This is a genomic window from Duganella sp. AC237 (assembly GCF_979254035.1).
Window position 1 is genome coordinate 1,671,147 of record NZ_CEEDEW010000003.1, and the last position, 24,718, is coordinate 1,695,864.

Below are 24,718 nucleotides of genomic sequence, written 5' to 3' on the forward strand. Positions count from 1 at the left end.
GATAAGGGAGAGCTTATGTATCACGCCAGTTTCCGCCAGCTGCAATCGCTGGTGTTGGTGGCCCGCCACGAGAGCGTGTCGCGCGCGGCCGAGGCGATGCACGTCACGCAGCCGGCCGTCTCGCTGCAACTGCGCACGCTGGAGGACATCGCCGGCATCGCGCTCACGCGCAAGGTGGGACGCAACATCCAGCTCACCGCCGCCGGCGAGGTGATGGCCACCTTCTCGGAGCGCATCCTGCGCCTGCTGGAGCAGGCCGGCGACGAACTGGCCGCGCTGCAGGGCGTCACCAGCGGCACCTTGCGCATCGGCGCCGTCACCACCGCCGAGCATTTGCTGCCGCCGATGCTGGTGCCGTTCACGCTCGAGCGGCCGGACGTGCGCCTCAAGCTGCAGGTCGGGAACCGCTCGGAGATCGTCAACATGCTGGCACGCCAGGAGATCGACCTGGCCATCATGGGCACGCCGCCGCGCGAGCTGCGCACCAACGCGGCCAGGTTCGCGCGCCATCCGATGGCGTTCGTGGCCAGTCCCGCGCATCCGCTGATGAAGAAGAAAAAAATCACGCTCAACGACGTCATGGCCGCCAACCTGATGGTGCGCGAGCGCGGCTCCGGTACCCGCACGGCGGTCGAAAAGCTGTTGCGCGAGGCGGGACACCCGGCCGAATTCGGCTCCGAGGTGTCCAGCAACGAGGCGATCAAGCGCATGGTGTCGGCCGGGCTGGGGCTGGGATTCCTGTCGGTGCACGCCTGCGGGCTGGAGTTCGAGGCCGGCCTGCTGGCGATCCTGCCGATGCAGGAAAATCCGGTGGAGGCGGACTGGCACATAATGCACCTGAGCGGCCAGCCGATTCCCAAGGTGGCCGCGTCGTTCCAGGATTTCGTCATCGAGAACGGCCAGGACCTGGTGCGGCGCGAGCTGGAGAGCTTCTACAAGCTGCTGGGCCGCCAGCGCAAACCGGCGCAATCCTCGGCCAAACCGAGGGCGCCGAAGGTCGTACCGGCCAAGTGACCAATACACGTGGGTGCATAGTGTGCAGAAGTGTACCGGTACGCGCCAGCACAGTTGTGACTACAATGGACCGGTTACCACCACTGGATAAATCATGTCGCCCGAACTCTTGCTGCCCTTGTGCACCTTCGCCGCCGTCACGTCGATCACGCCCGGACCCAACAACGCGATGATCATGGCTTCCGGGCTGAACTACGGGTTCAAGCGCTCGCTGCCGCATTTGTTCGGCATCACCTTCGGTTTCGCCTTCATGATCTTCGCCACCGGGCTGGGGCTGCACGCGGTGTTCGTCCGGTTTCCGATGTTGCAGCTGATACTGAAGTATGTGGGCGCGATTTACCTGCTGTGGCTGGCGTGGAAGCTGGCCAACGCGGCGCCGATGAACGCCGAGCAGGCGGCGCGGTCCAAACCGATGGGGTTTGTCGGCGCGGCGGCTTTCCAGTGGATTAATCCCAAGGCCTGGGTCATGGCCATCAGCGCGATCACGACCTATCTGCCGCAGGGGTTCGGCGCCGTTGACGTGGCGCAGCTGGCGCTGGTGTTCAACGCGGTCGGCACGTTCGGCGTCGGCGCGTGGGCGATGTTCGGCGTGGCCATGCGCCGCCTGTTGCAGGACCCGCGCTCGGTGCGCATCTTTAATGTGGTGATGGCGCTGCTGCTGGTGGCCACGCTGTATCCGATACTCGTGGGCTGATACCATGGCGGCTTGATTGATTTTGAGGAATGCCCATGTCCCGCCGTCTTGTTTCCTCCGCCGCCCGCGCCGCTTTGCTGGCCGCCGCCGTGTTCGCCGCCCATGCCGGCGCCGCCACCTTGCCGTCGAACCTGATGCTGCCCGACCCCGTGCTGGCCGCGCGCGGCGTCGCGGAGCGCTGGGTGTTCAGCATCAAGCTGGAATCGTTCGATTTGAAGGGCATGGAGCCTTGCCGGCTGATCCTTGCCGAGCGTGGTTATGTGCCGGTGCTGTCGAAGACCGCCAGCTCCACCATGCCCGATTTGCATTTCAAGATCGAGGGGACCAGGGAGTATCCGCTGGCGAGCGAGGAGGCCGACGACATCTTGTCGGCGCTGGTGCGCGCCAAATGCACCGGCACGCTGGCCTGGACGGTGACGTCGAAGCCGGTGCCGGCCGCGAGCGGCGCGGCGCGGTAGACTGAGGTCGTAGTCAGCGCGGCAGCTTGAGGTGGTGCAAGGTGTCGCGGAGCTGGTCCAGGTCGACCGGCTGTTGCGACTGCAGCGCCTGCAGATAGCCGCGCGCGTAGCCGATGGTGTCGGCCGCGTCCGGATGCTGCTCCGCCATTTCCTGCAATAGCCGGTCGGCTGTGATCAGGTCGTTGTGCTGGCCCAGCTCCGACTGGATCGCCGCCAGCGTCTTCAGATACTGGCGCGAGCCCTTCTGCCGGTATAGCGAGTGGAAAAATTCCAGCGCGTAGCGGGCGCGCTTGGCGGCGATGCGGGTGCGGTGGATGGAAGCGGCGTCATCGTCGTCCATGCGGTTGGCGCGCTTGATCAGTTGCTTGTGCAGCCGTTGCATTGTCGAATGTACGAATTTCGGCAGCGGGCTGTCGGGCACGTCCGTGGCGATGTGCTGCATCCACACCCCCATCGATAATAATAGTTGCGTGTAGCGGGGCGACAGCAGCGCTTTCGCGGCCGTTTTGCGGTAGCCGCGCGCGGCGGCCAAGGCCAGCGCTTGCAGTTCCAGCAGCCCGTTCTTGCCACCGGGATTGGACTGGATGCGCGGCAAGGTCGACATCAACAGCACGTCGGCGTCGCGCGCGGCGCCCAGCTCCGTGCCCAGCCACGCGATGTCGGCCGCCAGCGCTTCCGGACAGGGAGCGGCGTTGTCGAACAGTTTCAAGGCCGAACGCAGGCGGCGCAGGCCGACGCGCATCTGGTGCAGGGTTTCGGGATCGTCGCCATGGATGACGGCTTCCTCGTTGCGCTGGATGTGTTGCAGGCAGTTATCGAGGACGGTTTTGAGCGCCTCGCCGACCGTGGCGTCCGGGTCGAGGGTCAGCGCCTGGGCGCGGTAGGGCGCGGTGCCGGTTTGGCGGCACAGCAGGTAGCCCCGTTCGGCCTTGCTGATGTTGCTGAGCCGCAGCGGAATCTGCTGGTGCAGTTCCAGCGCGAAGGAATACAGCGCTGCGGGTTCGCCTTCCTTCAGTTCCAGTTCGATTTCGTTGATGTCGATTTTGCGGCCGTGGCGTTCGATGTGGCCGTGGTCGAGCACCAGCTCGATCGAATTGCCTTCGATCTCCAGATCCCACGTGTGGCGCTCCACTTCCACCAAAAACAGCGGTTCCAGCCGCTCCTTCAGATCCGGCAGGTCCAGCATGTCGCGCCATTGCGGATCGTTGCCGATCAGTTTGCGCAAGCGGCCGAGGCGCGGCCAGGCCCGGTCCACCGGGCACTCCCACTCATTGCGGCTATGCAAGCCGCTTTGCACGCTGCCACCGGCCTTCATCGTCTGACTCCATTCTTCGCCGACCTTGCGCACGCGCAGGCCGGCGCCGTGGTGCAGGAAATGCAGGTCCGGCGTGTCGAAGTAGCGCGCCGTCATTTGTTGCGCGCGCGCGGGACCGCTGGCGTGGGCGGCGATCAGCGGGTGGCGCATTAGCGCCTCGTTGTCGGCGGGGGCAAGTAATAGTTTGAGTTCGACTTCCATGGCGCCAGTGTAGATGAAAAATCCGGGCGGGCGGCGCACGGCTCTGCCGGGCTTGAGCGATGTCGAGACTACTGCGAAATAGGCAGATTCCGCAGAACTTGTGCCCAGGCCGGTGTGGCGGTCCGCCAGAAGCTTTCGATCGTGTCGGCCTGGAAATCCATGCCGAGGAAGCGCGCCGCCGGCAGCAGCGCTTGTTGCAGCAGCAGCTCCGGCGGCGCGCCGTTGTCGAAGGCCATGGCGCCGGTCTGTTTGGATAATTTTTCGCCCAGCTCGTTGACCACCACCGGTACGTGCAGGTAGCGCGGTTGCGGCAGGCCCAGCGCTTGTTGCAAATAGATTTGGCGCGGGGTCGAGTCGAGCAGGTCGGCGCCGCGCACGATATCGGTCACGCGCTGGTCGCCGTCGTCCACCACCACCGCCAGTTGATAGGCCCAGAAGCCGTCGGCGCGTTTGATGACGAAGTCGCCCGCTTCGTCGGTCAAATCCTGGCTGACGTGACCGGCCCAGCGGTCGTCGAAGCCGATCAGGCAGTGCGGCGCTTGCGGCACTTTCAGACGCAGCGCGCGGGCGCTTTTGCCCGGCGCCAGGCCGTGACGGCAGGTGCCGGGATAGATCAGCGCTTGCGCCTGCCTGCCGGTCAGGCTCAGTTGCGAATCGGCGATTTCCTTGCGGGAGCAGCCGCAGGGGTAGGCCAGGTCGCCGAGCCGCAGCAGCGCTTGCTCATACAGACCGGTGCGGCGGCTTTGCCAGGTGACATCGCCGTCCCAGTCCATGCCGCAGCGTTGCAGCGAGGCCAGGATGTGCTGGTCGGCGCCGGCCACGTTGCGGTCGCCGTCGACGTCTTCGATGCGCACCAGCCACCGGCCGTGGTGCACCTTGGCGTCCAGATAGCTGGCCATGGCCGCCACCAGCGAGCCGATGTGCAGCGGTCCGGTTGGGGACGGCGCGAAGCGGCCTACGTAGTTGTCTGCGGTAGCGATGCGATCGGTCATGGCGCCATTTTAACGCGGCGGGCGGATGCTGCGCTGCGCAATGGATGGCGGCCGGCGGCCCCGGCAAATGTCTTACAATGTGCGCGCGCTGAATTCAGCCGACTTCATCATCCACGCCTTCAGGACATCATGCAAAAAATGACCCCATCCTTTGTTGCCTCCGCCTTGGCCATCAGCCTGGCGCTGGCTTTCCCCGCCCTCGCGGCCAGCGGCAAAACCGCTGCCGTGGTGCAGGAAGCGCCGCTGCGCGCGCACCTCGCGTTCCTGTCCAGCGATTTGCTGGAAGGGCGTGGCACCGGTCAGCGCGGCGCCGACCTGACCGTCTCCTACCTGGAAACGCAGTCGCTGGCGCTGGGTTTGAAACCCGGCAACGGCGATAGCTATCGCCAGGCGGTGCAGATCGCCGGCGTCAAAACGCTGCCGGCCGAGAGCACGCTGAAGCTGGAAGCGGGCGGCCAGGCGCTGCCGATCAGCTTTGGCAAGGACTGGGTGTTCGCGCCGGGCGACGCGACCGCCGCGCACAGTTTCAACGCCGACCTGGTGTTCGTCGGTTATGGCATCACCGCGCAGGACGAGCAGTGGGACGATTTCAAGGGCGCCGACCTCAAAGGCAAGATCCTGGTCATGATGGTCAACGATCCGCAGCCGAGCGCCGAGCAGCCGAACCGCTTCAACGGCAAAGGCCTGACTTATTATGGCCGCTGGACCTACAAGTTCGAGGAAGCCAAGCGCCAGGGCGCCGCCGGCGTGTTGCTGATCCATACCACGCCGACCGCGTCGTATGGCTGGAGCGTGATCCAGAACAGCTGGTCTGGTGTGGAGCGCTTCCAGTTGGCGGCCGGCACCCTCGGCACCGAGCTGCAGGGCTGGATGACGGACGACACGGCCCGCACCTTGTTCAAGGCAGCCGGCCAGGACCTGGACGCGTTGCGCACCGCCGCCGAGGGCAAAGACTTCAAACCGGTGCCGCTGGCCGCCAAACTGAGCGGTGAGATGAAAGCGGCCGTGCGCAAGGTCGAGCAGTTCAACGTCGCCGCCGTGGTGCCGGGCACCGATCCCAAGCTGAAAGATGAAGTCGTCATTTACAGCGCGCATTACGATCACCTGGGCAAGCAAGGCGATAGTGGGGATACCATCTTCAATGGCGCGGTCGACAACGCTTCCGGCACGGCCGGGTTGCTGGCGATGGCGCAACAGGCGGTGCGCGCACCGGCCAAGCGCAGCCAGATGTTCCTGTGGGTCGCTGCCGAGGAGCAGGGCCTGCTGGGCAGCGCGGCCTACGCCACGGCGCCGCTGTGGCCGCTGGCGAAGACCGCCGCCAACCTGAACCTGGACAGCCTGAACTTTGTCGGCGCCACGCGCGATATCGGCACCCAGGGTAGCGAGCGCACCGAACTGGGCAAGATGGCCGAGGCCACCGCCAAGAAGATGGGCATGCACATCGCTAAGGCCGAACCGGATCTGGCCGGCGGCTACTTCCGCAGCGACCACTTCAGCTTTGCCAAGCAGGGTGTGCCGGCGTTCTCGATCGACGGTGGCCGCGAGTACATCAAGGACCCGGCCGGTTCCAAGCTGAAGGCGGACGCTTACGGCAAGCGCTATCACCAAGTCAGCGACGAGTACGACGCCGGCTGGGATCTGTCGGGCATGGTGCAGATGGCGCAGTACACGCTGAACCTGGGCCGCATGGTCGCCGACAGCCCTAAGCTGCCTGAATGGAAGGCCGGCGACGCGTTCGCCAAGCCGCGCAACGTCAAGTAAGCGCTGCTTGTTCTGCCGGAAAGCAGCCTTCGTGGCTGCTTTTTTTATGGCTGAACCCAATAAAGTTATATCTTGGCGGTCATTATCAGTTTTACCATTGTCGCAATAAAAATATTGGAGACTTCATGAAAACGATTTTGGCCACCTTGCTGCTGACAGCGGGCGCCTGCGCAGGCGCGCAAACTTTGCTGACGAAAAATTTCGCAGCCGATCCATCGCCGCACTTTTTTGCCGGGCAGTATGTCGTCTACGCGACCGACGATCAAAACAATTCGGGCAAGTATTGGGACTCGACGTCATGGCGGGTGCTGACGTCTCCCGATTTGAAGAGCTGGAAGGATCATGGCCCGATTTTGCCGGCCAGTATCTTCAAGTGGACCAGTGCGGACGCCAAGGCGTGGGCGCCGGAAGCGGTCGAGCATGGCGGAAAATACTATTTCTTCGCGCCGGTGGGTGGCAAGCAAATCGGCGTGGCCGTCAGCGATAGCCCGATGGGGCCGTTTGTCGACCTGATCGGCAAGCCCCTGGTCGAAACGCCGCGCGACGCCAACGCGGGCGACGAACCGATCGATCCGGCGGTGTTTATCGACAAGGACAAGCATATCTATTTGTACTTCGGCACGCGGGTGCCGAAGGTGGTCGAGCTGTCGGCCGACTTGAGGAGCGCGGTGGGCGGCATCAAGAATGTGGCGGTGGACAAGTTTCCGGCCAAGACCGCCTATGGCGAGGCGCCGTTCCTGCATCAGCACAAGGGCGTGTATTACTTCTCGTTCTCGACCGGCTGGCCGGGGCAGATCGTCTACGCGACCGGCAAGTCGCCGCTGGGGCCGTTTGAATATCGGGGCGTGCTGATCGACTTCCTGAAGATCTCGACCAATCACCAGGCGATCCTGGAGCATGACGGCAAGACGCTGCTGTTCTACCACGACAACGTATTGCCGGGCGGCGGCGACCATCGGCGCTCGATCCTGTTGCAGGAGATCGACTACAGCGCCGACGGCAAAATGCACCGTAAATAGAGCCCGCGCGGGCCGTTAGCGATCAGCCCGTGTAGAAAAAGTGGACCTGACCCCGGGTTCGCTGGCGAACACGCACAGCGCCACCAGCGGGAACACCAAGCCCGCCCACAATACGCCGCGCCAGCCGTGCGCGGCGAACATCCAGCCGCCCAGCGACGAGCCGATCGCGCCGCCCATGAAGAACAACGCTATGTAGAGCCCGTTCAGGCGCGCGCGGATCTCCGCCGGCAGCGCGAAGATCGCCCGCTGCCCCGTCACCAGACTGGCCGAGACGCCCATGTCCAGCAAGATCGAAGTGAGCACCAGCACGCCCAGGTCGACGATGCGGTCGGCGTGTATCGCCAGCGGCAGCAGGAACGCCATGGCCGCCAGCGCAAACGCGATGAACGTGGTCGACAGGCTTTTACCCTGGTCGGCACGCTTGCCCGCGATCGGCGAGGCAACCGCGCCGGCGACCCCGACCAGCGCGAAAATGGCGACGCCTGTTTGGCTGAGGTGGAAGTACGGCCCCGTCAGCTCGAGCGATACGCTGGTCCAGAACAGGCTGAAGGCGCCGAACATGCAGGCTTGGTAGGCGGCGCGCCGGCACAGGATCGGGGTGCTCTTGAGCAGGTGCCACATCGAACCCAGCAGCTCAAAGTAGCGCAGGCCGGAGTTCGGATGGCGCTGCGGCAGCCGGGCCCTTAGCAGGAAGGCGAGGGCGGTGGTGGTGACGGCGGAGATGAGGAACACGGCATGCCAGTTCAAGGCGTCGGCGATCAGGCTGGCGACGGGACGGGCAAGCATGATGCCCATCATCAGGCCGCTCATGACCTTGCCGACTGTTTGGCCGCGCGTTTCGGGCCGCGACATGTGGGCGGCGAACGGGACGACGATTTGCGCGGCGACGGTGCCGAGGCCGATGCAGAAGGCGGCCAGCAGGAACAGTGTCGGATCGCTGATGGCGGAGGTGGCCAGCAAGGCGACCGCGCTGGTCAGCAAAGCGATGAAGATCAGGCGCCGGTTTTCCACCAGGTCGCCGAGCGGGGCGATAAACAGCAGTCCGACGCAATAGCCGACTTGCGTGAGGGTGACGATCAGGCCGGCCGCGCTGGGGGCGAGGCCGGTGGCGCGGCCGATCGGGCCGATCAGGGTTTGCGCGTAGTACAGATTGGCGACGATCAAACCGGTCGCGACGGCGAATAGCCAGACCATGCCGGGGGAAAGATCTTGCTGGGCGTGGGACTGGCTCACGTGACGCTCCTTCATTTTGCAGGCCGCGATTTTACCGGCGATTGCAAAATGCTGCTGAGCGCGGGAAATTTCGGGCCACGGGTGCCCCCGTGGCATCCCTCTCGACGGTGGCCTTACAAACCAGCTTCGGCGCGCTTGAGGGACTGGTGCACCTCGGCCGTGATTTCGTATGAACGGAGTCGGTGCTCGTGCTCGAAGATCTGCGAGGTGATCATCAGCTCATCGGCGCCGGTGCGGTTGATGAACTCCTGTAACTGGCGGCCAACCGTCTCCGGCGCGCCGATCGCGCTGCACGACAGCACGGAGTCCAGCATCGCGCGTTCGGGCAGGCCCATCGACTCGAGATAGCCAGGTTGCGGTGGCTGCAGCCGTGACGGCTTGCCGGTGCGCAGGTTGACAAAGGCTTGCTGCATCGAGGTGGCGCGCAGGCGTGCCTCCTCGTCCGTGTCGGCGGCGAAGACGTTGAAGCCGAGCATGACATACGGCTTGGCCAGTTGCGCCGACGGCTGGAAGTTGGCGCGGTACAAGGTCAGCGCTTGCATCATCATCTGTGGCGCGAAGTGCGAGGCGAAGGCGAACGGCAAACCCATGTGCGCGGCCAATTGCGCGCCGAAGGTGCTGGAGCCCAGTATCCACAGCGGCACCTTGGCGCCTTTGCCGGGCACGGCCAGCACGCGCTGGCGCGGCGCATCGGACATGTAATCTTGCAACTCCAGCACGTCCTGCGGGAAGGCGTCCGCGTCCGTTTCCAGGGTGCGGCGCAGTGCGCGCGCCGTGATCTGGTCGGAACCGGGCGCGCGGCCCAGTCCAAGGTCGATGCGGCCGGGGTAGAGCGCTTCCAGCGTGCCGAACTGCTCGGCGATCACCAGCGGCGCGTGGTTGGGCAGCATGATGCCGCCGGCGCCGACGCGGATGGTCGATGTGCCGCCGGCCACATGCGCTATCACCACCGCGGTCGCCGCGCTGGCGATGCCCGGCATGCCGTGGTGTTCGGCCAGCCAGTAGCGCTGATAACCCCAACGCTCGCCGTGCTGGGCGAGGTCGAGTGTGTTGCGGAACGATGCGGAAGCGCTGCTGCCTTCGGCGATCGGGGCGAGGTCGAGTATGGAAAATGGAATCATGAATAATATATCGGGCCAACCCCACAGGTTTCAATGAAGCCCTTGGCGCGCATGTGGTTTTACCGTGTTAAAGCGCCAATATATTTATATTTGCACAGCTTTTTTATTATTCCCCTGCTATTTAAGTGTGTTTAATTTGCCGACACGGGCGCCAAATGTCACAAAAAAGTTTTCTCCAGCGCTTTCCTGATTTACCATAGGAAACAGTAAAGCGCCACGCCGAGCTGCTCCCATCCCTCTTAAATAATGTTATTTCGATGGCATCTCCTGCTATCGTCGGGAATTCGCATGCCTAAGAAACTTGTCATCATGTTTGCGTTGTTGCTCAGCCTTGTCAGCCAGGCGGCATTTGCCGCCGGCGTGAGCGAGACGAGTTCGCAGCGCCGTGGCCAACTGTACCGCATCACCCATGAAGGCAAAGTCAGTTATTTGTTTGGCACCATTCATGTCGGCAAGGACGGTTTTTATCCGCTCGATGCCGAGGCATCGCGGGCGTTGCTCGATTCTAATACCTTGGTCCTCGAGCTCGATATTCGTCAGGATTTGCCTTTCCAGAAGGCGTTGGCGCGTCATGGCCGTTATCCGGACGGCGACATCGTGCAGAACCACCTGAGCCCGGCTACCTTGAACAACATGGTCGCCGCCTTGGCCAAGGCTGGCTTGTCGCTGCAATCGGTGCAGCACTACAAGCCATGGCTGATCGCCAATCTGCTGGTCGGGACGGAGTTGGATACGCATGGATTCCAGCGCAGCCAGGCGGTGGAATACGCGCTGCTGGCCGCCGCGCAGAAGCAGGACAAGAGCGTGCAGGAACTGGAGAGCGCGGAGTATCAACTGGGCCTGTTCGACATGCTGGACGCGCGCCAGCAAGAGCAGTATTTGGTGGAAAGCCTGGCCGATCTGGCGAGCGGTTCGTCGCTGAAAAAATCGAAGGCGTTGATCGACGCATGGAGTTCAGCCGACGCGCCAGGCATCAAGGCCGCGTGGCAATCGGCCACCACCGGCGATTCGATCTCCGCCGGCTTCATGCAGCGCGTGCTGCTGGGCAAACGGAACCCTGAAATGGCCGCCAATATCGAGCGCATCATGCAGCAGGACAAAGTCGCCTTTGTCGGCGTTGGCCTGCTGCATCTGGTGGGTGATGATGGCCTGCCGCAGTTACTCAAGCGGCGCGGCTATCAGGTCGAACAGCTGTATTAAGCAACTGTATTAATACGGCGTGAGGGTGCCGTTGTTGTAGCGGACCCGGTCACCTATTTTGTAGCCAGGCATGGAGTCGACCACCACCAGTTGGCTGCTGCCGTCGTCCATCTTTACGGTGACGCGGTATACGCGGTCGGTTGGCGAACCGCCCATGGTGCCACCCGCCGCCGCCGCGCCCACAGCGCCAGCGCCAACATCCTGACGCTGCATCTGGTCAATGGATTGCACCGTTCCATACGAGGTTTGCGCGGAGCTGGCGTCTCCGGCACTCGCGATGCCGCCCGTCGTGCCGGCGCTGCCCATCGCCCCCATGCTGCCGGTCCCGGTTCCCGCAGTGCTGCTGCCGGTTTCCCCGGTTCCGGTACTGCTTGGACTGCTGGTTCCAGCGGTGCTGGACGCTGCCGTGGTGCCCGGCGCCGTATAGCCAGTGTTGGCACTCGACGAACTGTCGGACGTCCCGTCCGAAGCGCACCCGGCCAACGCCGCCATGCATAAAACTGCAACCCATTTATTTTGCTTAGTGATGTACATTTTTCGCCTCCCCGTTGGTTAATCAAAGTGGGCCAGCCACTTGGGTGAGAGCGACGCGATGCTTATTTGTTCCTGCCTATCCCGTCACAATTGATGTACATCAATTGAAACATGCTACCCGCAGACAATAATTGTTCGGTATCACTTTAAAGGACATCGATATGTTGACGCGCGTGACAGACACTATTATCGAAGAGTTAATCACTCTAGCCTGTGGGGAAAAGCAGGATCCCCGCTGCAGGCATTTGCTCACTCATGCATTGCACGGATTGGTACGCGTGGCCCAAGCCGAGCAATTGCAGCAAATGCGTTTGGATGTGGAATCGGCGACCGGGTGCGGGAGAAGCTTTTCCGCCGATGTCAGCCCTGCTGATGTCAGCGCCAACCTTAAGTTTGCGTCTGGATACGGAAACGCGTCCACAAGGCCCACATGACCAGCGAAGTCAGGATGGCGGCGTTGCAATCGACCAGCCAATCGGAAATGGCGCCGTGGCGGTAGGGCAGGAAGCTTTGCACGACCTCGTCCACGGCGCCCATGGCCGCGATGGTGAGCACGGCTTTGCCCGCACGCTGCATCGGGCTGCCCGTGCCGCCGGTAAAGATCAGGAAGGCCAGGCCGGCGTACGCCATCGAGTGCAGGATGACGCCGGATGCGACCTCGCCGATATCCTTGCGGGCGCCGGGAATCGAGCCGAAGATCAGAATCAGCAGATACAGGAAGATGGCGGTTCGGTAGCGCAGTTTGGCGTGCGATGAAGTCAGAAGTAGTTGCTTGATCATAAACCAGACAATACCACGCACTGCGAGAAATGGGGAGTGGTGCACCGGGTTCCCGGTGCACCTTTCTTCAGTCATGCCTATCGGTTGCATGTACTTAAGATGTAATGAGTATAGGGCGGCAATATGACGCGGCTATGACAAAAAACAATACCAGCGAAAAAAGGGCAAAAAAAAGCCCGCTGGTTAAAGCGGGCTTAAAACTATTTTCTTGGAGGAGAATAGTGGAGACAGGTGTAATTATGGGACTCCACCAGATATGTGTCTAATTGTTGTTTCAGATACCAGACATCAGGCAGGCGCATAACTCTTTATTTATCGCCATTTATTTGACGGGAACGGTGTAATTCAGGGCCAGCCGGCCGCCGTCCACATACAGGGTTTGCCCGGTCATATAGCTGGCGTCGTCGCTGGCGAGGAAGGCGGCGATCGATGCGACTTCCTCCGGCTCGCCGCAGCGGCCCATCGGCGTGCGCGACAAAATGGTGTTGCGCGCTTCCGGGCTGGACATCACTGCCTTCTTTGCCAGTTCCGTCAGGATGGTGCCGGGACCGATGCCGTTGACGCGGATGCCGTGCGGGATCAGGTTGAGCGACATTACCTTGGTCAACTGATTGATCGCGCCCTTGGATACCACATACGGCACCTGGTTCGGGATCGCCAATTCGGCGTTGACGCTGGACATGTTGATGATGCAGCCGCTTTGCTGCTTGACCATCTCGCGCGCGACCGCCTGGCCGCACAGGAACATCGATTTCAGGTTGATGCGCATGACACGGTCGAAATCGTCCTCGGTGACGTCGAGGAAGTCGGCGGCGTGGGTGACGCCGGCGTTGTTGATCAAAATGTCGATACGGCCAAAAGCGGCCATGGTGGCGGCGACCAGCGCGTCCACATCGGCCTTCTGGCTGACGTCGGCGGCGAAGAAGCGGGCCTGTTCGCCCAACGCGGCGGCGGCTTGCTCGCCCTCCGGTTTGATATCGACCAGCATGACTTTCGCGCCTTCGGTGATCAGGCGTTGGGCGCACGCCAAGCCTATGCCTTGGGTGGCGCCGGTCACGATCGCGACTTTTTGGGATAATTTCATAGGAGTGCTTTCTGAGCGTTCTGGGATGGAGCGCAAATTCTAACAGCCCGGTGGGGGCGCGTTACAATAGAGGGTTTGCAACAGATTAAAAGGTGCGTCGTGAATTTCATCAACAAATTGTCTGCCGCGTGGACGGCCAACGACTCCCTGCTGTGCGTGGGCCTGGACCCGGACATGGCCAAGCTGCCGGTCCAGTTCCAGAACGACCCGCAAGGTATTTATCATTTCTGCCGCGAGATCATCGACGCGACAGCCGACCTGGCCTGCTCGTTCAAGCCGCAGATCGCTTATTTCGCGGCGCTCAGCGCGGAAGACCAGCTGGAAAAAATCTGCGCCTATGCGCGCGAGAACTATCCGCATATCCCCGTGATCCTGGACGCCAAGCGCGGCGACATCGGCGCCACGGCGCGCCAGTATGCCCGCGAAGCGTACGACCGCTACGGCGCCGACGCCGTCACCGTCAGCCCGTATATGGGTTCGGATTCGGTGGAGCCGTATATGGAGTGGGCCGATCGCGGCATTATCGTGCTGTGCCGTACCTCGAATGCGGGCGGTTCGGATCTGCAGTTCCTGAACGTCGACGGCAAGCCGCTGTATCAGCACGTGGCGCGGCTGGTGGCGGAAAAGTGGAATGCCAACGGTCAATGCGCGCTGGTGGTGGGCGCGACCTTCCCCGAGGAACTGGCGCAGGTGAGGGCGATCGTTGGCGATATGCCATTGCTTGTGCCGGGTATCGGCGCCCAGGGCGGCGACATCGCGGCCACGGTCAAGTCCGGTAAGACGGCGGCTGGCGCCGGCATGATGATCAACTCGTCGCGCGCGATTTTGTATGCGGCCCCGCAGGCGGGTGAGGATTTTGCGGCCGAAGCGCGCCGCGTGGCGCTGGAGACGCGGGACGCGATCAATTTGCATCGCGGTTGAGGCCATGGAGCGTGCAGTTCGGGGAGACACGTAGGGCGGATTAGCGCAGCGTAATCCGCCATTGCGTGCGCCGCCGAGACGCATGCAATGGCGGATTACGGCGTTCCGCCTAATCCGCCCTACGGTTTTTTACGTGGTTACTGGTTCCTCGGCCGGCTTCGCCAGGCGCGAGGCGATGAAATCCTCAAACCCTTTCTGCACCAATTCGTAGGTCTTGTCGATGTTGCCGGCGACCTCGCCACCCAACACCTTCAATCCCTCCAGCACGTCGCGCGCTTCGCCGAAGCCCTGGTCGACACCCTTTTTCAGGGTGTCGACGAACTTGTTGAGCAAGGTCTCCTCATCCACACCGGGGTTCTGCTGCTTGAACGCGTCGTAAAATGCCGTCGACAACGATACAATGCGGCTCGCGGTGCCTTCCGGGGTATTGTCCTGCGACACGGCGTTCTGGATGGCGTTGTCGCCGAACTGGTCCTTGAGCGCCTCGTCGATGCCGGTCAGCGCCGTTTTCAGCACGACCGACATCGGGTCGTTGGAAGATTTCAACGATACCGTCAAAGAAGCTTGTACGATGGAAGCGTTGAGTTGCGCCTTGGCCTTGGCGCCGACCGACATCGTGCTCTCGTCCTTGGCCTGGACGTCCTTCGCCTGGAGTGGTGCGGCCTTGGCGGCCGTGCTGCCTGATGTGACTGAGACGGGAGTAGCCATGATGTTGCTCCGGTTGGAATACCATTGAATTATCGGCAGTTTTTAGAATAACTGTAGCACCCCTGAATGCGCCTCTATGACCACACAGACTTTTCTCTGGCACGACTACGAAACTTTTGGCGCGCAGACGCGTCGCGACCGCCCGGCGCAATTCGCCGCGATCCGCACCGACGCCGACCTCAACGAGATCGGCGATCCGATCATGTTGTATTGCAAGCCAGCCAATGACTTCTTGCCTGATCCGCAATCTTGCCTGATCACCGGCATCACGCCGCAGCAGTGCCTGGAATGGGGCGTGCCCGAGCATCAGTTCGCCGCCACCATCGAGCAGGCGTTTTCCAAGCCGGGCACCGTCGGCGTCGGTTACAACACGATCCGTTTCGACGATGAAATCACCCGCTTCATGTTCTGGCGCAACCTGATCGACCCGTACGCGCGCGAATGGCAGAACCAGTGCGGCCGCTGGGACCTGCTGGATGTGGTGCGGATGACCTATGCGCTGCGTCCGGAAGGCATCGAGTGGCCGAAGAAGGCCGACGGCAAGCCCAGCTTCCGCCTGGAAGATTTGGCCAAGGCCAACGGCCTGCTGCACGAGGCGGCGCACGACGCGCTGTCCGACGTGCGCGCCACCATCGCGCTGGCGCGCCTGATCAAGCAGAAACAGCCGAAACTGTTCGACTTTTGCTTCGCGCTGCACAAGAAGGACCGCGTGGCCGACGAGATCGGCATGCATCTGGCGCCGCAGCTGCGCGCGCCGTTCCTGCACGTCTCGGGCATGTTCCCGGCCGAGCGCGGCTGCATCGCGCTGGTGTGGCCGCTGGCGACGCATCCGACCAACAAGAACGAAGTCATCGTCTGGGATTGCACCTACGATCCGACCGAGTTGTTCACGCTGGATGCGGACACGATCCGCACCCGCATCTTCACGCGCGCCGATGCGCTGCCGGAAGGCATGTCGCGTTTGCCGGTCAAGAGCATCCATCTGAACAAATCGCCGATGCTGGTGTCCAACCTGAAGACGCTCTCGCCGGCCATGGCCGCGCAGTGGGGTATCGATCTGGAGCAGGGCAAGGCGTTCGCCGCGCTGGCTGCCGCCGGACGCAATATGGATATCGAGTGGGAGCAAGTGTTTTATCGTCCGCCCGGCGCGGAACTCGATGTCGACGAGGATTTGTATAACGGTTTTATCGGCAAGGAAGATCGCCGTCTGCTGGAGTCCCTGCGCAAGGAGGCGCCGGCGAAGTTGGCGGTCGCTTCGCCTTCGTTCGACGATCCGCGCCTGGTGGAATTGCTGTTCCGGTATCGCGCACGCAATTTCCCGGAGACTTTGTCGGAGCCGGAGATGGAGCATTGGGAGCAGCATCGGGCGGCGCGGTTTTACGATGGGGCCGGCGGTGCGCGCAGCATCGATCAGTTCTTCGGCGAGATCGATCACCTGCAGCAGGATGCGGATGAGCGGGCCGAGCAGATTCTGGCCGAGCTCTACGAGTACGTGGAGTTGATCGCTCCGGCGCAGTAGGCGGAGCCTGGCGGATTACGCCAGCTCTTCCTGCACCACCTGATTGCGGCCCAGCTCCTTGGCACGGTACAGCGCGGCGTCGGCGGCGGCGATCAGGTCTTGTTCGTTCTGGTGGGGCTGCAATATCGCGACGCCGAACGAGGCGGTGATGTGCGGCAGCGGCGCGCGCATGTCGCTGAACACCACCGCTTGCTGCATCCGCTCGCACAAGCGTTCGGCGACCGCCAGCGCTACCTTGCGCTGCGTGTCCGGCAGCAGCACCATCATTTCCTCGCCGCCGTAGCGCACGGCGAAATCGGTCGGGCGCAGCGCGCCGCTGAGCACCTGCGCGGCCGAGCGCAGCGCCTGGTCGCCGGCCAGGTGGCCATGGCTGTCATTGAAACGTTTAAAGTGGTCCAGATCGATCATGATCAGCGCCAGCGGCGAATTCGAGCCGTGCGCGGTGGTGATCATCGTCGGCAGCAAATCGTTGAGCCAGGCGCGGTTGTACAGGCCCGTCAGGCCGTCGATCATCGATAGCTGACGGTAGAACTCGCCCAGTTTCTGGCGCCGGCGCAACTGCGCGTTGGCGGCGCGTATGCGGAACGACAACAGGCGCAGCAGATTGCGCGCCAGCACGTTCGATTCGTCGATCAATTGCCAGACGATTTCCGCTTCGATCACCAGCACGTCGCTTTCCTCCAGCGCGGTGATGCTCGACAAATTGGCTTCCTCGTCGAGCACCGATTGCTCGCCCACGCTTTCGCCCGGCAGGATCTTGCTGACCGTGCCGTCGGCCATGCCGGTGCGGGTGTCGGTGGCCACCGACAGCGCGCCGCGCAGCACAATGTAGAGCCGCGCCTTGCTCGAGTCCGTGACCGCTTCGTCCGCTTCCAGCCGCATGACGGGGCAGTGCGCCAGCAATTTGGCGATGGCGGCGTCGTCATTCGCGTTGCGTAACAACTGCAAGTCGCCGATCTGGTGGCTGGAGGCGCCGAAGGTGCTGATTTGTTTCAAGATAATCTTTCAATGGCGCAGCGATTTGTGCTGGCAGGCATTCTTATGACACTCAAACATCATACCCAAACGAGGGGGCCGGGTCACGTAGTTGTTGCGCGTTGTGGTGTGGAGTGCTTCAATATTGCCATTGCTATCAAGACGGAAAACCTTATGACTTATATCGATGCGCTCGGCACCGAGCACCCGGCGGAACCGAATACGCGCATCGTCTCGCTGGTGCCGTCGATTACCGAGCTGCTGTGCGATCTCGGGTTGGCGCAGCAGCTGGTGGGACGCACCGGTTTCTGCATCCATCCGGCCGATGTTGTGCAAGCCATTCCCAAGGTGGGTGGCACCAAGGATGTCAACATTGAAAAGATACGCAAGCTGGCGCCGACGCATCTGGTGGTCAACATCGACGAGAACGAAAAGCCGACCGTCGAGGCCTTGGCTGAGTTTATTCCCAATATCGTCGTGACCCATCCGATGCGGCCGCGCGATAACCTGGCGCTGGCGCGTTTGATGGGAGGCGTGTTCGGCAAAGTCGAGGCGGCGGAGCGCTGGTGCGCGGCCTTCGAGGCGGAATATGCGTTGTTGCAGGCTGCGCCGAAAGGGCCGCCGCAGACGATGTTGTACTGCATCTGGCAGGACCCGTGGATGACGATTTCGCGCGACACCTACATCGCGCGCATGCTCGAGGAGATCGGCTGGAGCGTGCCGGATCTGGGCGAGGTGCGGTATCCGCAATTCGCGTGGTCTTCGGAGCTGGTGGCCGGCGTCGACGGCGTGCTGCTGTCGAGCGAACCGTATCGATTCACGGAGGCTCATGCGTTTGCGCTGGAAAAGCAGCTGGGCAAACCGGTGCTGCTGGTCGATGGGGAAATGATGTCGTGGTATGGCAGCCGGTCGGTGCAGGGGCTGCGGTATTTGCGCGAGCTAAGCCAGGCATAGCCGATGCACTGTGAACCAATCTGAACTACGTAGGGCGGATTAGCGCGAAGCGCGTAATCCGCCATCGTTGAGCCGCCGACGGCGCATGCATGGCGGATTACGCTGCGCTAATCCGCCCTACGTGTCTCCTCGAGGGCTACTCGGTACGAAGCCCGAATTACTCGTCTTCGTCCGTATCGGCCGTGGCCACGACCGGATCGGCCGCGTGGCGCTTGTCCTTGTCGTGCAGGCGGCCCAGGGCGCTGTCGAGCGCGCGTTTGAGTTTGTCGGCGGCGCCGCCGATCGACTGGTGCAAGGTGGCGGCGTGATCGCTCACGGCGATCGGCTTGTATCCGGTAACCCGGGCTTCCATCAGGACGCGGTTGTCGCCATCCACTGATTTTTGACCCACGTTGTCGCTCAAGTGCACTTCCACGCTGGTGATCTGCTCACCAAAGCGATGCAGCGCGTTGCTCACGACTGATTGCACATGCTCGTCCAGACCTGCGTTGCGATCGATGGTTTTGTCGGAATTAATATTGATCTGCATATGCTTGCTCCTGTGTTGTTGAACTGCGAATCCATATTACTCCTTTTTGCCTTAGGTTCTCGTTAAGTAGCTAACCGTTGATGAGAGACGCTGCAATATTGATGGAAAGACCGAGAATCGCCAGGTTGTAGAAGAAGCACAGCACCGATTGGCCCAGCACCACCTTGCGCAGGCGCCGGCAGCGCACCGTCACGTCCGAGGTCTGCACCGCCACCGAGATCGTGAACGAGAAATACAGGAAGTCCCAATAGTTCGGCTTCAGGTGGCGGTCCGGGAAGCCGAGCGCCGGCTCGCCGCCGGGGTGGGTGTAATACAGGTGCGCATAATGGGAGCAGAACATCACGCCCACCATGAACCAGGAGCCCGTCAACGTCAGCACGACGAAGCCGTAGTGCATCGCCAGATCGGCATGCGGGGCGTCCTTGAGCGTGGTCAGCTGCGAAACGATGGCGGCCAGGCTGATCATCACGGCGATCGACAAGGTCGCCAGGATCACCGGCCCCTTCTCGTCCTGGCGGCAGGCGGCGCGTTTGATGTCGTGCTGGTCGGCGCGCAGCATCATCCAGCCCATCGTCGCCAGGTAGATCCAGACCGTCACATCCCACGCGGTCAGTACGCGGCTGAGCCAGCGCCAGTGGCCGGGCAGCAAGGGCAGCACCACCGCCCCGATCACGACGGCCAGGGTCAGGTGCGGGCGGCTGTGTGCGATCTTGGGCAGGAACTTCGACAGGAGCGTCATTTTTTATCCTCGTGCGGGAAGCGGTCCATGCGCGACAGGACCGGGAACAGCCAGGCCCACAGTCCCGTCACGGCCAGGGTGGCGGCGCCGCCGAACAGGATGGCGCGCGTCAGCCCCATCCAGCCGGCGGTGACGCCCGATTCGAACTCGCCCAGTTCGTTGGAGGCGCCGATGAACACCGAGTTGACGGCGCTCACGCGTCCGCGTATCGCGTCCGGCGTTTCGTATTGCACCAGCAGGTGGCGCACGTAGACGCTGATCATGTCGCCGGCGCCCATCAGGAACAAGGCCACCAGCGCGACAATGAAGGTGGAGGTGGCGCCCAGCACCAGCGTACCGATGCCGAACACGGCCACGCCGCCGAACATCCACATGCCGACCCGGCGCGTGATCGGGAAGAAGGCCAGTGCGATCGAGCACAGCGCGGCGCCGGCGCCCGGCGCGGTGCGCAGCATGCCCAGGCCGGTCGGGCCGACGTGCAGCACGTCGTGGGCCAGCGCCGGCAGCAGCGCGGTGGCGCCGCCGAACAGCACCGCGAACAGGTCGAGCGAGATGGCGCCCAGCACCACGGGCCGCGAGCGCACGAAGCGCAGGCCCTCGAGCACCGTGTGCCAGGTGGCCGGTTCGCGGTTGCTCGGCTGCTTGACCGATTTGACCATGCACATCATGACCACGGCGGCCACCAGTAGCGCCGAGGAAATGATATATACCGTTTTCGGCCCGGCCAGATAGAACAGGCCGCCCAGGGTCGGCCCGAGGATCACGGCCACGTGGAAGCTCGACGAGCTCAGCGCGACGGCCTTGCTGAAGCTTTCCGGCGGCACCAGGTTGACCAGGATCGCCTGCGTGGCCGGCCCCATGAAGGCGCGCGCGCTGCCGAACAGCACCAGCACGGCAAACACGGGCCACACGGTACTGAGGCCGGCCATGGTAAAGGCCAGCAAGGTCAGGCCGCACAGCAGCTGGGCGGCGAGCGCGATGGCGATCAGGTTGCGGCGGTCGTAGCGGTCGGCGGCGTGGCCGGCGATCAGGATCAGCAGCAGGAAGGGCGCGAACTGCGCCAGGCCGATCAGGCCGAGGTCGAACAGATTGTGCGTCATCGAATACACCTGCCAGCCGATGGCGACGTTTTGCATCTGGACGGCAAGGGTGGCGAGGGTGCGGGCGCTGAGGTAGAGGGCGAAGTTGCGGTGACGCAGAACGCTGAAGCCATTGCCAGCGCTTGAAGGGGCGGAACTGTCGGACATTGGGGCTTTCTGGGAGCGGGGTCCTGGGACTCCGCATCCCAGTCCGCTCCCGGTTGGATGCTGTTACGGTTTGTTGATGTCGGCTTCTGTAGTGAAGGCGTCGGCGTAGAATTCCTCCTCCGGCAGGCGGCATTGCGCGACAAAGTCCTGCTTGGCCGAGTCGACCATCACCGGCGCGCCGCAGGCGTACACCTGGTGGCCGGACAGGTCGGGCAGGTCGGCCATGACGGCCGCGTGCACGTAGCCGGTGCGGCCGCTCCAGTTGTCTTCCGGCAGCGCGGCCGAGATCACCGGCACGTAGGTGAAGTTGGGCAGGATCGCTTCCCACTGGCGGCACAGCGCGTCCATGTAGAGGTCCTGCGGCCGGCGCCCGCCCCAGTACAGCGTCATCTGGCGCTGCGAGTCCTGCGCGCGCAGGTGCTCGACGATGGCCTTGATCGGCGCGAAGCCGGTGCCGGAGGCCAGCAGCACCATCGGCTTGTCGGTATCCTCGCGCACGAAGAAGGTGCCCATCGGGCCTTCGAAGCGCAGGATGTCGCGCTCCTTCATCGTGGTGAACACCTGGTCGGTGAACAGGCCGCCCGGCAGGTGGCGGATGTGCAGGGCCAGCGGCTGGTCCTGGTCCGGCGGCGACGCCAGGCTGTAGCTGCGGCGCTTGCCGTCGCGCAGCATGAATTCGATATACTGGCCGGCGCGGAATTTCAGCGTCTCGTTGGCCGGCAATTGCAAGGTCATGACGACCACGTCCGGCGCCACTTTTTCCAGGGTCGCGACGCGCGATGGCATCTTGCGGATAGGATAGTCGTCGCTGCCGGCTACTTCGCGCGCCTCGATCACCAGGTCTGCGTGCGCGGTGGCGCAGCAGAACAGCGAGTAGCCGGCCGCTTCGTCTTCCTTGCTCAGCGCGCGTTCCTGGTGGGCCTTGTGCGTCACCGAGCCCGACAGGACCTTGCCGCGGCAGGAACTGCAGGCGCCGTTCTTGCAGCCGTAGGGCAAGCCGACGCCGGCGCGGATGGCGGCCGCCAGGACGGTTTCGTCTTCCTCGCAGCTGAATTGGTGGCCGCTAGGCTGTACAGTAATTTGAAACGTCATACAATCCTTCAGATGAAAAACATCAAGCTAATCAATCACAAACACCATTCCCAGGCATTCAACCGGCCGCGTCTTTTGATCGTCGGCTGCGGCGACGTCGGCATGCGCCTGGTGCCGCTGCTGCGGCGCCATTTCCGCGTGTTCGCCACCACCAGCCAGCCCGAGCGGCGCGCCGAACTGCGCGCGCTGGGCGCCGTGCCGCTGGTGGCCGATCTCGACCATCCCGCCAGCCTGCGGCGCCTGGCCGGACTGGCGCAATACGTGGTGCACCTGGCGCCGCCGCCCGCCGAGGGCGCGCTGGACCGGCGAACGCGTAACCTGACCGCCATTTTACCTGAGCAAGGCCGCATGGTTTATGTCAGCACCACGGGGGTGTACGGCGACTGTGGCGGCGCGTTGTTTGACGAGAGCCGTCCGGTGGCGCCGCGCAACCCCCGGGCCACGCGCCGTGTCGACGCGGAGGGCGTGCTGCGGCGTTGGGCGGTGCGTGCCGGTTCGAACTTGTCCATCCTGCGCGTGCCGGGGATTTATGGGGCCGAGCGGCTGCCGATCAAGCGCTTGCAACAGGGTACGCCGGCCTTGCTGGCCGCCGAGGACGTTTATACCAACCATATCCATGCCGACGACCTGGCCACGATCATCGTCAGCGCGCTGTTTGGTGGCTTGCCAAACCGTACCTACCATGCGGTGGACGACAGCGACATGAAGATGGCGGAGTACTTCGACGCGGTGGCGGACGCTTTCGGCATGCAACGGCCGCCGCGTTTGCCGCGTGCGGAATTGCAACAGGTGATCACGCCGGCGCTGCTGTCGTTCATGTCCGAATCGCGCAGGCTGAGCAATGGACGCATCAAGCGGGAATTGGGCGTGCGGCTGCGCTATCCGACGGTGGCGGGAATGCTGGCGCACATGTGATGGTGGCGGGCGGCAGGAGTGTAAGGCGGGCCGCCCGGTTACCGTTTATTTCTTTTGCTGGACCTTGCGCAACTGCTGCTTGCGTTGCGTCTGATTGCGGTTCTGTTTCGCTTCGTAGAGCGCGGTGGCGTCTTTCTTCGCCTGTTCCAGCGTGCGCATCTCTTCTTTGTCGTCGTGCGCGACAAAATAATCGGCGTCCTGGGCGTCAACCACCAGCTTGATCGCCGCCGCATCGTCGAGGTCGTAGATCTCGTGCAGCAGGGTGGTTACCTCATCGAGGAATTCTTCGTAGGTCATGAGCGCCTTAGTGTTGTTGAATTGCGGTTGTCGGTCCGGCCGGAGGCGGGAAAAACGTCATTTTAAACGACCAGATCATGTCGAGCGTTGCTACCCGCACATAGTAGCTGTGTGCCGCTTGTAGTTGCCCGGCGAAAAGGTGTAAAAAGATAGGGAGACTTATACCAGTGCAAGCCCTATGTCAGCTTTCTGTGTCAAACTATTAAGATGACTTGCTTGACGCGCATCAAACAAAGCAGGGCTTGATGCGATATCGTTGTTATTACTAAGAGGAGCTCGCGTATGCCAGCCACTTTGCATCCGACGAAAGAGCAGGTCCGTGCTTACATGCAGCTGCGTGAGTGCGCCCGCCGTCCTCCGCCAACGCCCGAAGAAATTCGCCGGCAACTGGGCTGGGGCTGCTCGTCCAGCAATCCGGGTTTCGGGTCGGCGTCGACCATTTTCCTGCCAAGCACCATTGCGCAACTGGCCGCCTTGATGGCCGTCGAATGGTGTTTTCTGGCCTCCGGCCTCAGCCGCTCTAACTGAGTTGCTACAAAACTTTACAATGTTTTATACCCTTTCTTGCAACAAATTTCTTCCTAGCATAAGAAATGGGTGTAAAATCTATCAAAATCTCACACAAAAATGGCTCGGGTTAGCCGTTCGTTAACAAAAACGTGTATTATCGCGGCTAGGCACTAAAAACCGGCATAAAAGTTCGCGTTTTGTAGTGCTTCACTGGTAATTGAGCTAAAAATTTTATTTACCCATGTGTCGTTTTTTTGCGAAAGCGGCCACGAACCTACTTAAACATTATGTCTATCAAAGAAATCACCGCCTCCCCGACCTACAATCCGAACCGCGTCCTCGACGCCATCATCGAAAAGCTGCAACTGAAAAACGATGCTGCGTTGTCGCGCGCCCTGGAAGTGGCACCTCCAGTCATCAGCAAAATTCGCCACAATACCCTCCCGATTGGTGCAACCATCCTGATCCGTATGCACGAGATCAGCGATTTCAGCATCCGCGAGCTGCGCGAACTGATGGCGGCCTGATAGGCGACCAACAAAAAAGACAACGGCGCGCACCTCACGGTAACGCGCCGTTGTCTTAGGTGGGTCCGGTTTTGATCGGCCCCGCCGGGGTTCTTTTACGCTGACGTACTGATCGTCGTGCCGATGCGCTGGCCGTTGCTGTTGACGGTGGGCGCGGTTGCTGCCTGCTGAGGCGGCGGTGGCGGTGGCGCCGCTTGCTCGGCAGGCTTGGGCGCGGCCTGGACCGGCTCCGCCTGGCGCGGTGGCGGCGTTGATTGGACTGCGGCGCTGTTTGAGGCGACTGAATTGATGGCCATGATGAGCTCCCGGGACGTTGGAGTTCAGAGTATGCCACTTTTTTAATCATGCCGCCGGTTGGTGTTGCTTATGTTGATGGCAA

The 24,718-nt window shown here is 62.5% G+C and carries 27 protein-coding genes; 12 read left to right on the forward strand and 15 right to left on the reverse strand.

The window, feature by feature from the left end:
• Positions 1-15 precede the first annotated feature (15 nt).
• From AC0IYS_RS07730 to AC0IYS_RS07740, 3 genes are all read left to right on the forward strand, one after another.
• Positions 16-1,014, forward strand: coding sequence for a LysR family transcriptional regulator (locus tag AC0IYS_RS07730; protein WP_471704620.1), 999 nt, complete (start codon positions 16-18; stop codon positions 1,012-1,014).
• A 94-nt stretch (positions 1,015-1,108) separates the two neighbouring features.
• Positions 1,109-1,708, forward strand: a complete 600-nt coding sequence (locus AC0IYS_RS07735; protein WP_471704621.1) for a LysE family translocator — start codon at positions 1,109-1,111, stop codon at positions 1,706-1,708.
• A 35-nt stretch (positions 1,709-1,743) separates the two neighbouring features.
• A complete protein-coding gene (locus AC0IYS_RS07740; RefSeq protein ID WP_471704622.1) occupies positions 1,744-2,166 on the forward strand; it encodes a hypothetical protein in 423 nt (140 codons plus the stop codon).
• 13 nt (positions 2,167-2,179) lie between these two features.
• Here the strand turns inward: AC0IYS_RS07740 and AC0IYS_RS07745 are convergent, their stop codons facing one another.
• Both AC0IYS_RS07745 and gluQRS read right to left on the reverse strand, forming a co-directional pair.
• Positions 2,180-3,682: a CYTH and CHAD domain-containing protein gene (locus AC0IYS_RS07745; protein WP_471704623.1), complete on the reverse strand. Its 1,503-nt coding sequence runs from the start codon at positions 3,680-3,682 to the stop codon at positions 2,180-2,182.
• Between the two features lie 68 nt (positions 3,683-3,750).
• Positions 3,751-4,674 carry a tRNA glutamyl-Q(34) synthetase GluQRS gene (gene gluQRS / locus AC0IYS_RS07750; protein ID WP_471704624.1) on the reverse strand — a complete coding sequence of 308 codons (924 nt, stop codon included), beginning with the start codon at positions 4,672-4,674 and terminating at the stop codon, positions 3,751-3,753.
• Positions 4,675-4,803: 129 nt separating this feature from the next.
• Between gluQRS and AC0IYS_RS07755 the strand changes: the two genes are divergently transcribed.
• The gene (locus AC0IYS_RS07755; RefSeq protein WP_471704625.1) at positions 4,804-6,435 is read left to right on the forward strand and encodes a M28 family peptidase; all 1,632 of its coding nucleotides are present in this window, start codon (positions 4,804-4,806) and stop codon (positions 6,433-6,435) included.
• Between the two features lie 125 nt (positions 6,436-6,560).
• Complete coding sequence (locus AC0IYS_RS07760; protein WP_471704626.1) at positions 6,561-7,454, forward strand: family 43 glycosylhydrolase; 894 nt, start codon at positions 6,561-6,563, stop codon at positions 7,452-7,454.
• Positions 7,455-7,469: 15 nt separating this feature from the next.
• On the opposite strand, the gene AC0IYS_RS07765 is transcribed toward AC0IYS_RS07760, so the two are convergent.
• Together AC0IYS_RS07765 and AC0IYS_RS07770 are read right to left on the reverse strand one after the other, a co-directional pair.
• Positions 7,470-8,648, reverse strand: coding sequence for an MFS transporter (locus AC0IYS_RS07765; RefSeq protein WP_471708819.1), 1,179 nt, complete (start codon positions 8,646-8,648; stop codon positions 7,470-7,472).
• A 152-nt stretch (positions 8,649-8,800) separates the two neighbouring features.
• On the reverse strand, positions 8,801-9,808 hold the full coding sequence (locus AC0IYS_RS07770) for an LLM class flavin-dependent oxidoreductase (RefSeq protein WP_471704627.1): 1,008 nt from the start codon (positions 9,806-9,808) through the stop codon (positions 8,801-8,803).
• Positions 9,809-10,096: 288 nt separating this feature from the next.
• Between AC0IYS_RS07770 and AC0IYS_RS07775 the strand changes: the two genes are divergently transcribed.
• Positions 10,097-11,008 (forward strand): TraB/GumN family protein, encoded by a 912-nt coding sequence (locus AC0IYS_RS07775; RefSeq protein WP_471704628.1) that lies wholly within the window; start codon positions 10,097-10,099, stop codon positions 11,006-11,008.
• A gap of 9 nt (positions 11,009-11,017) precedes the next feature.
• Here the strand turns inward: AC0IYS_RS07775 and AC0IYS_RS07780 are convergent, their stop codons facing one another.
• The 3 genes from AC0IYS_RS07780 to AC0IYS_RS07790 all read right to left on the reverse strand — a co-directional run bounded on the left by AC0IYS_RS07780 (position 11,018) and on the right by AC0IYS_RS07790 (position 13,406).
• Positions 11,018-11,542 (reverse strand): hypothetical protein, encoded by a 525-nt coding sequence (locus AC0IYS_RS07780; RefSeq protein ID WP_471704629.1) that lies wholly within the window; start codon positions 11,540-11,542, stop codon positions 11,018-11,020.
• 387 nt (positions 11,543-11,929) lie between these two features.
• Positions 11,930-12,322 carry a VanZ family protein gene (locus AC0IYS_RS07785; RefSeq protein WP_471704630.1) on the reverse strand — a complete coding sequence of 131 codons (393 nt, stop codon included), beginning with the start codon at positions 12,320-12,322 and terminating at the stop codon, positions 11,930-11,932.
• Between the two features lie 322 nt (positions 12,323-12,644).
• Positions 12,645-13,406 (reverse strand): SDR family NAD(P)-dependent oxidoreductase, encoded by a 762-nt coding sequence (locus AC0IYS_RS07790; RefSeq protein WP_315220628.1) that lies wholly within the window; start codon positions 13,404-13,406, stop codon positions 12,645-12,647.
• 99 nt (positions 13,407-13,505) lie between these two features.
• On the opposite strand from AC0IYS_RS07790, the gene pyrF reads away from it, so the two are divergent.
• Entirely contained in the window at positions 13,506-14,327 is an 822-nt protein-coding gene (gene pyrF / locus AC0IYS_RS07795) for an orotidine-5'-phosphate decarboxylase (RefSeq protein ID WP_471704631.1), read from the forward strand.
• A 129-nt stretch (positions 14,328-14,456) separates the two neighbouring features.
• Here pyrF and AC0IYS_RS07800 read toward each other — a convergent pair whose 3' ends face one another.
• Positions 14,457-15,035, reverse strand: a complete 579-nt coding sequence (locus AC0IYS_RS07800; RefSeq protein WP_471704632.1) for a DUF5610 domain-containing protein — start codon at positions 15,033-15,035, stop codon at positions 14,457-14,459.
• Positions 15,036-15,111: 76 nt separating this feature from the next.
• Here AC0IYS_RS07800 and sbcB point away from each other — a divergent pair, with 76 nt between their 5' ends.
• Entirely contained in the window at positions 15,112-16,554 is a 1,443-nt protein-coding gene (gene sbcB, locus AC0IYS_RS07805) for an exodeoxyribonuclease I (RefSeq protein WP_471704633.1), read from the forward strand.
• Positions 16,555-16,569: 15 nt separating this feature from the next.
• Here sbcB and AC0IYS_RS07810 read toward each other — a convergent pair whose 3' ends face one another.
• Complete coding sequence (locus tag AC0IYS_RS07810) at positions 16,570-17,550, reverse strand: GGDEF domain-containing protein (protein WP_471704634.1); 981 nt, start codon at positions 17,548-17,550, stop codon at positions 16,570-16,572.
• 153 nt (positions 17,551-17,703) lie between these two features.
• Here AC0IYS_RS07810 and AC0IYS_RS07815 point away from each other — a divergent pair, with 153 nt between their 5' ends.
• Positions 17,704-18,483 carry a helical backbone metal receptor gene (locus AC0IYS_RS07815; protein WP_471704635.1) on the forward strand — a complete coding sequence of 260 codons (780 nt, stop codon included), beginning with the start codon at positions 17,704-17,706 and terminating at the stop codon, positions 18,481-18,483.
• 157 nt (positions 18,484-18,640) lie between these two features.
• Here AC0IYS_RS07815 and AC0IYS_RS07820 read toward each other — a convergent pair whose 3' ends face one another.
• From AC0IYS_RS07820 to AC0IYS_RS07835, 4 genes are all read right to left on the reverse strand, one after another.
• Positions 18,641-19,012 (reverse strand): HPF/RaiA family ribosome-associated protein, encoded by a 372-nt coding sequence (locus tag AC0IYS_RS07820; RefSeq protein WP_363503703.1) that lies wholly within the window; start codon positions 19,010-19,012, stop codon positions 18,641-18,643.
• Between the two features lie 70 nt (positions 19,013-19,082).
• Positions 19,083-19,751: a DUF1345 domain-containing protein gene (locus tag AC0IYS_RS07825; RefSeq protein WP_471704636.1), complete on the reverse strand. Its 669-nt coding sequence runs from the start codon at positions 19,749-19,751 to the stop codon at positions 19,083-19,085.
• On the reverse strand, positions 19,748-20,998 hold the full coding sequence (locus AC0IYS_RS07830; protein ID WP_471704637.1) for an MFS transporter: 1,251 nt from the start codon (positions 20,996-20,998) through the stop codon (positions 19,748-19,750). Before AC0IYS_RS07830 ends, AC0IYS_RS07825 begins: the two co-directional genes overlap by 4 nt.
• A 63-nt stretch (positions 20,999-21,061) precedes the next feature.
• A complete protein-coding gene (locus AC0IYS_RS07835) occupies positions 21,062-22,090 on the reverse strand; it encodes a CDP-6-deoxy-delta-3,4-glucoseen reductase (protein WP_471704638.1) in 1,029 nt (342 codons plus the stop codon).
• Between the two features lie 12 nt (positions 22,091-22,102).
• Between AC0IYS_RS07835 and AC0IYS_RS07840 the strand changes: the two genes are divergently transcribed.
• Positions 22,103-23,005, forward strand: a complete 903-nt coding sequence (locus tag AC0IYS_RS07840; RefSeq protein WP_471704639.1) for an SDR family oxidoreductase — start codon at positions 22,103-22,105, stop codon at positions 23,003-23,005.
• Positions 23,006-23,050: 45 nt separating this feature from the next.
• Here AC0IYS_RS07840 and AC0IYS_RS07845 read toward each other — a convergent pair whose 3' ends face one another.
• Positions 23,051-23,302: a hypothetical protein gene (locus tag AC0IYS_RS07845; protein ID WP_471704640.1), complete on the reverse strand. Its 252-nt coding sequence runs from the start codon at positions 23,300-23,302 to the stop codon at positions 23,051-23,053.
• A gap of 282 nt (positions 23,303-23,584) precedes the next feature.
• Here AC0IYS_RS07845 and AC0IYS_RS07850 point away from each other — a divergent pair, with 282 nt between their 5' ends.
• Together AC0IYS_RS07850 and AC0IYS_RS07855 are read left to right on the forward strand one after the other, a co-directional pair.
• Positions 23,585-23,830, forward strand: coding sequence for a hypothetical protein (locus tag AC0IYS_RS07850; protein WP_471704641.1), 246 nt, complete (start codon positions 23,585-23,587; stop codon positions 23,828-23,830).
• 269 nt (positions 23,831-24,099) lie between these two features.
• Positions 24,100-24,339: a hypothetical protein gene (locus AC0IYS_RS07855; protein WP_008445950.1), complete on the forward strand. Its 240-nt coding sequence runs from the start codon at positions 24,100-24,102 to the stop codon at positions 24,337-24,339.
• 95 nt (positions 24,340-24,434) lie between these two features.
• Here the strand turns inward: AC0IYS_RS07855 and AC0IYS_RS07860 are convergent, their stop codons facing one another.
• Positions 24,435-24,635: a hypothetical protein gene (locus AC0IYS_RS07860; RefSeq protein ID WP_471704642.1), complete on the reverse strand. Its 201-nt coding sequence runs from the start codon at positions 24,633-24,635 to the stop codon at positions 24,435-24,437.
• Between the last annotated feature and the right edge of the window lie 83 nt (positions 24,636-24,718).

Excerpts from the sequence above, each read along its gene's own strand:
- AC0IYS_RS07825 (WP_471704636.1), bottom strand. The coding sequence starts at position 19,751 with ATGACGCTCCTGTCGAAGTTCCTGCCCAAGATCGCACACAGCCGCCCG.
- AC0IYS_RS07755 (WP_471704625.1), top strand. The coding sequence starts at position 4,804 with ATGCAAAAAATGACCCCATCCTTTGTTGCCTCCGCCTTGGCCATCAGC.
- AC0IYS_RS07740 (WP_471704622.1), top strand. The coding sequence starts at position 1,744 with ATGTCCCGCCGTCTTGTTTCCTCCGCCGCCCGCGCCGCTTTGCTGGCC.
- AC0IYS_RS07765 (WP_471708819.1), bottom strand. The coding sequence starts at position 8,648 with ATGGTCTGGCTATTCGCCGTCGCGACCGGTTTGATCGTCGCCAATCTG.
- AC0IYS_RS07730 (WP_471704620.1), top strand. The coding sequence starts at position 16 with ATGTATCACGCCAGTTTCCGCCAGCTGCAATCGCTGGTGTTGGTGGCC.
- AC0IYS_RS07830 (WP_471704637.1), bottom strand. The coding sequence starts at position 20,998 with ATGTCCGACAGTTCCGCCCCTTCAAGCGCTGGCAATGGCTTCAGCGTT.
- sbcB (WP_471704633.1), top strand. The coding sequence starts at position 15,112 with ATGACCACACAGACTTTTCTCTGGCACGACTACGAAACTTTTGGCGCG.
- AC0IYS_RS07735 (WP_471704621.1), top strand. The coding sequence starts at position 1,109 with ATGTCGCCCGAACTCTTGCTGCCCTTGTGCACCTTCGCCGCCGTCACG.
- AC0IYS_RS07770 (WP_471704627.1), bottom strand. The coding sequence starts at position 9,808 with ATGATTCCATTTTCCATACTCGACCTCGCCCCGATCGCCGAAGGCAGC.
- AC0IYS_RS07790 (WP_315220628.1), bottom strand. The coding sequence starts at position 13,406 with ATGAAATTATCCCAAAAAGTCGCGATCGTGACCGGCGCCACCCAAGGC.
- AC0IYS_RS07845 (WP_471704640.1), bottom strand. The coding sequence starts at position 23,302 with ATGACCTACGAAGAATTCCTCGATGAGGTAACCACCCTGCTGCACGAG.
- AC0IYS_RS07820 (WP_363503703.1), bottom strand. The coding sequence starts at position 19,012 with ATGCAGATCAATATTAATTCCGACAAAACCATCGATCGCAACGCAGGT.
- AC0IYS_RS07815 (WP_471704635.1), top strand. The coding sequence starts at position 17,704 with ATGACTTATATCGATGCGCTCGGCACCGAGCACCCGGCGGAACCGAAT.
- AC0IYS_RS07835 (WP_471704638.1), bottom strand. The coding sequence starts at position 22,090 with ATGACGTTTCAAATTACTGTACAGCCTAGCGGCCACCAATTCAGCTGC.
- gluQRS (WP_471704624.1), bottom strand. The coding sequence starts at position 4,674 with ATGACCGATCGCATCGCTACCGCAGACAACTACGTAGGCCGCTTCGCG.
- AC0IYS_RS07850 (WP_471704641.1), top strand. The coding sequence starts at position 23,585 with ATGCCAGCCACTTTGCATCCGACGAAAGAGCAGGTCCGTGCTTACATG.
- AC0IYS_RS07780 (WP_471704629.1), bottom strand. The coding sequence starts at position 11,542 with ATGTACATCACTAAGCAAAATAAATGGGTTGCAGTTTTATGCATGGCG.
- AC0IYS_RS07760 (WP_471704626.1), top strand. The coding sequence starts at position 6,561 with ATGAAAACGATTTTGGCCACCTTGCTGCTGACAGCGGGCGCCTGCGCA.
- AC0IYS_RS07785 (WP_471704630.1), bottom strand. The coding sequence starts at position 12,322 with ATGATCAAGCAACTACTTCTGACTTCATCGCACGCCAAACTGCGCTAC.
- AC0IYS_RS07840 (WP_471704639.1), top strand. The coding sequence starts at position 22,103 with ATGAAAAACATCAAGCTAATCAATCACAAACACCATTCCCAGGCATTC.
- AC0IYS_RS07745 (WP_471704623.1), bottom strand. The coding sequence starts at position 3,682 with ATGGAAGTCGAACTCAAACTATTACTTGCCCCCGCCGACAACGAGGCG.
- AC0IYS_RS07855 (WP_008445950.1), top strand. The coding sequence starts at position 24,100 with ATGTCTATCAAAGAAATCACCGCCTCCCCGACCTACAATCCGAACCGC.
- AC0IYS_RS07775 (WP_471704628.1), top strand. The coding sequence starts at position 10,097 with ATGCCTAAGAAACTTGTCATCATGTTTGCGTTGTTGCTCAGCCTTGTC.
- AC0IYS_RS07800 (WP_471704632.1), bottom strand. The coding sequence starts at position 15,035 with ATGGCTACTCCCGTCTCAGTCACATCAGGCAGCACGGCCGCCAAGGCC.
- AC0IYS_RS07860 (WP_471704642.1), bottom strand. The coding sequence starts at position 24,635 with ATGGCCATCAATTCAGTCGCCTCAAACAGCGCCGCAGTCCAATCAACG.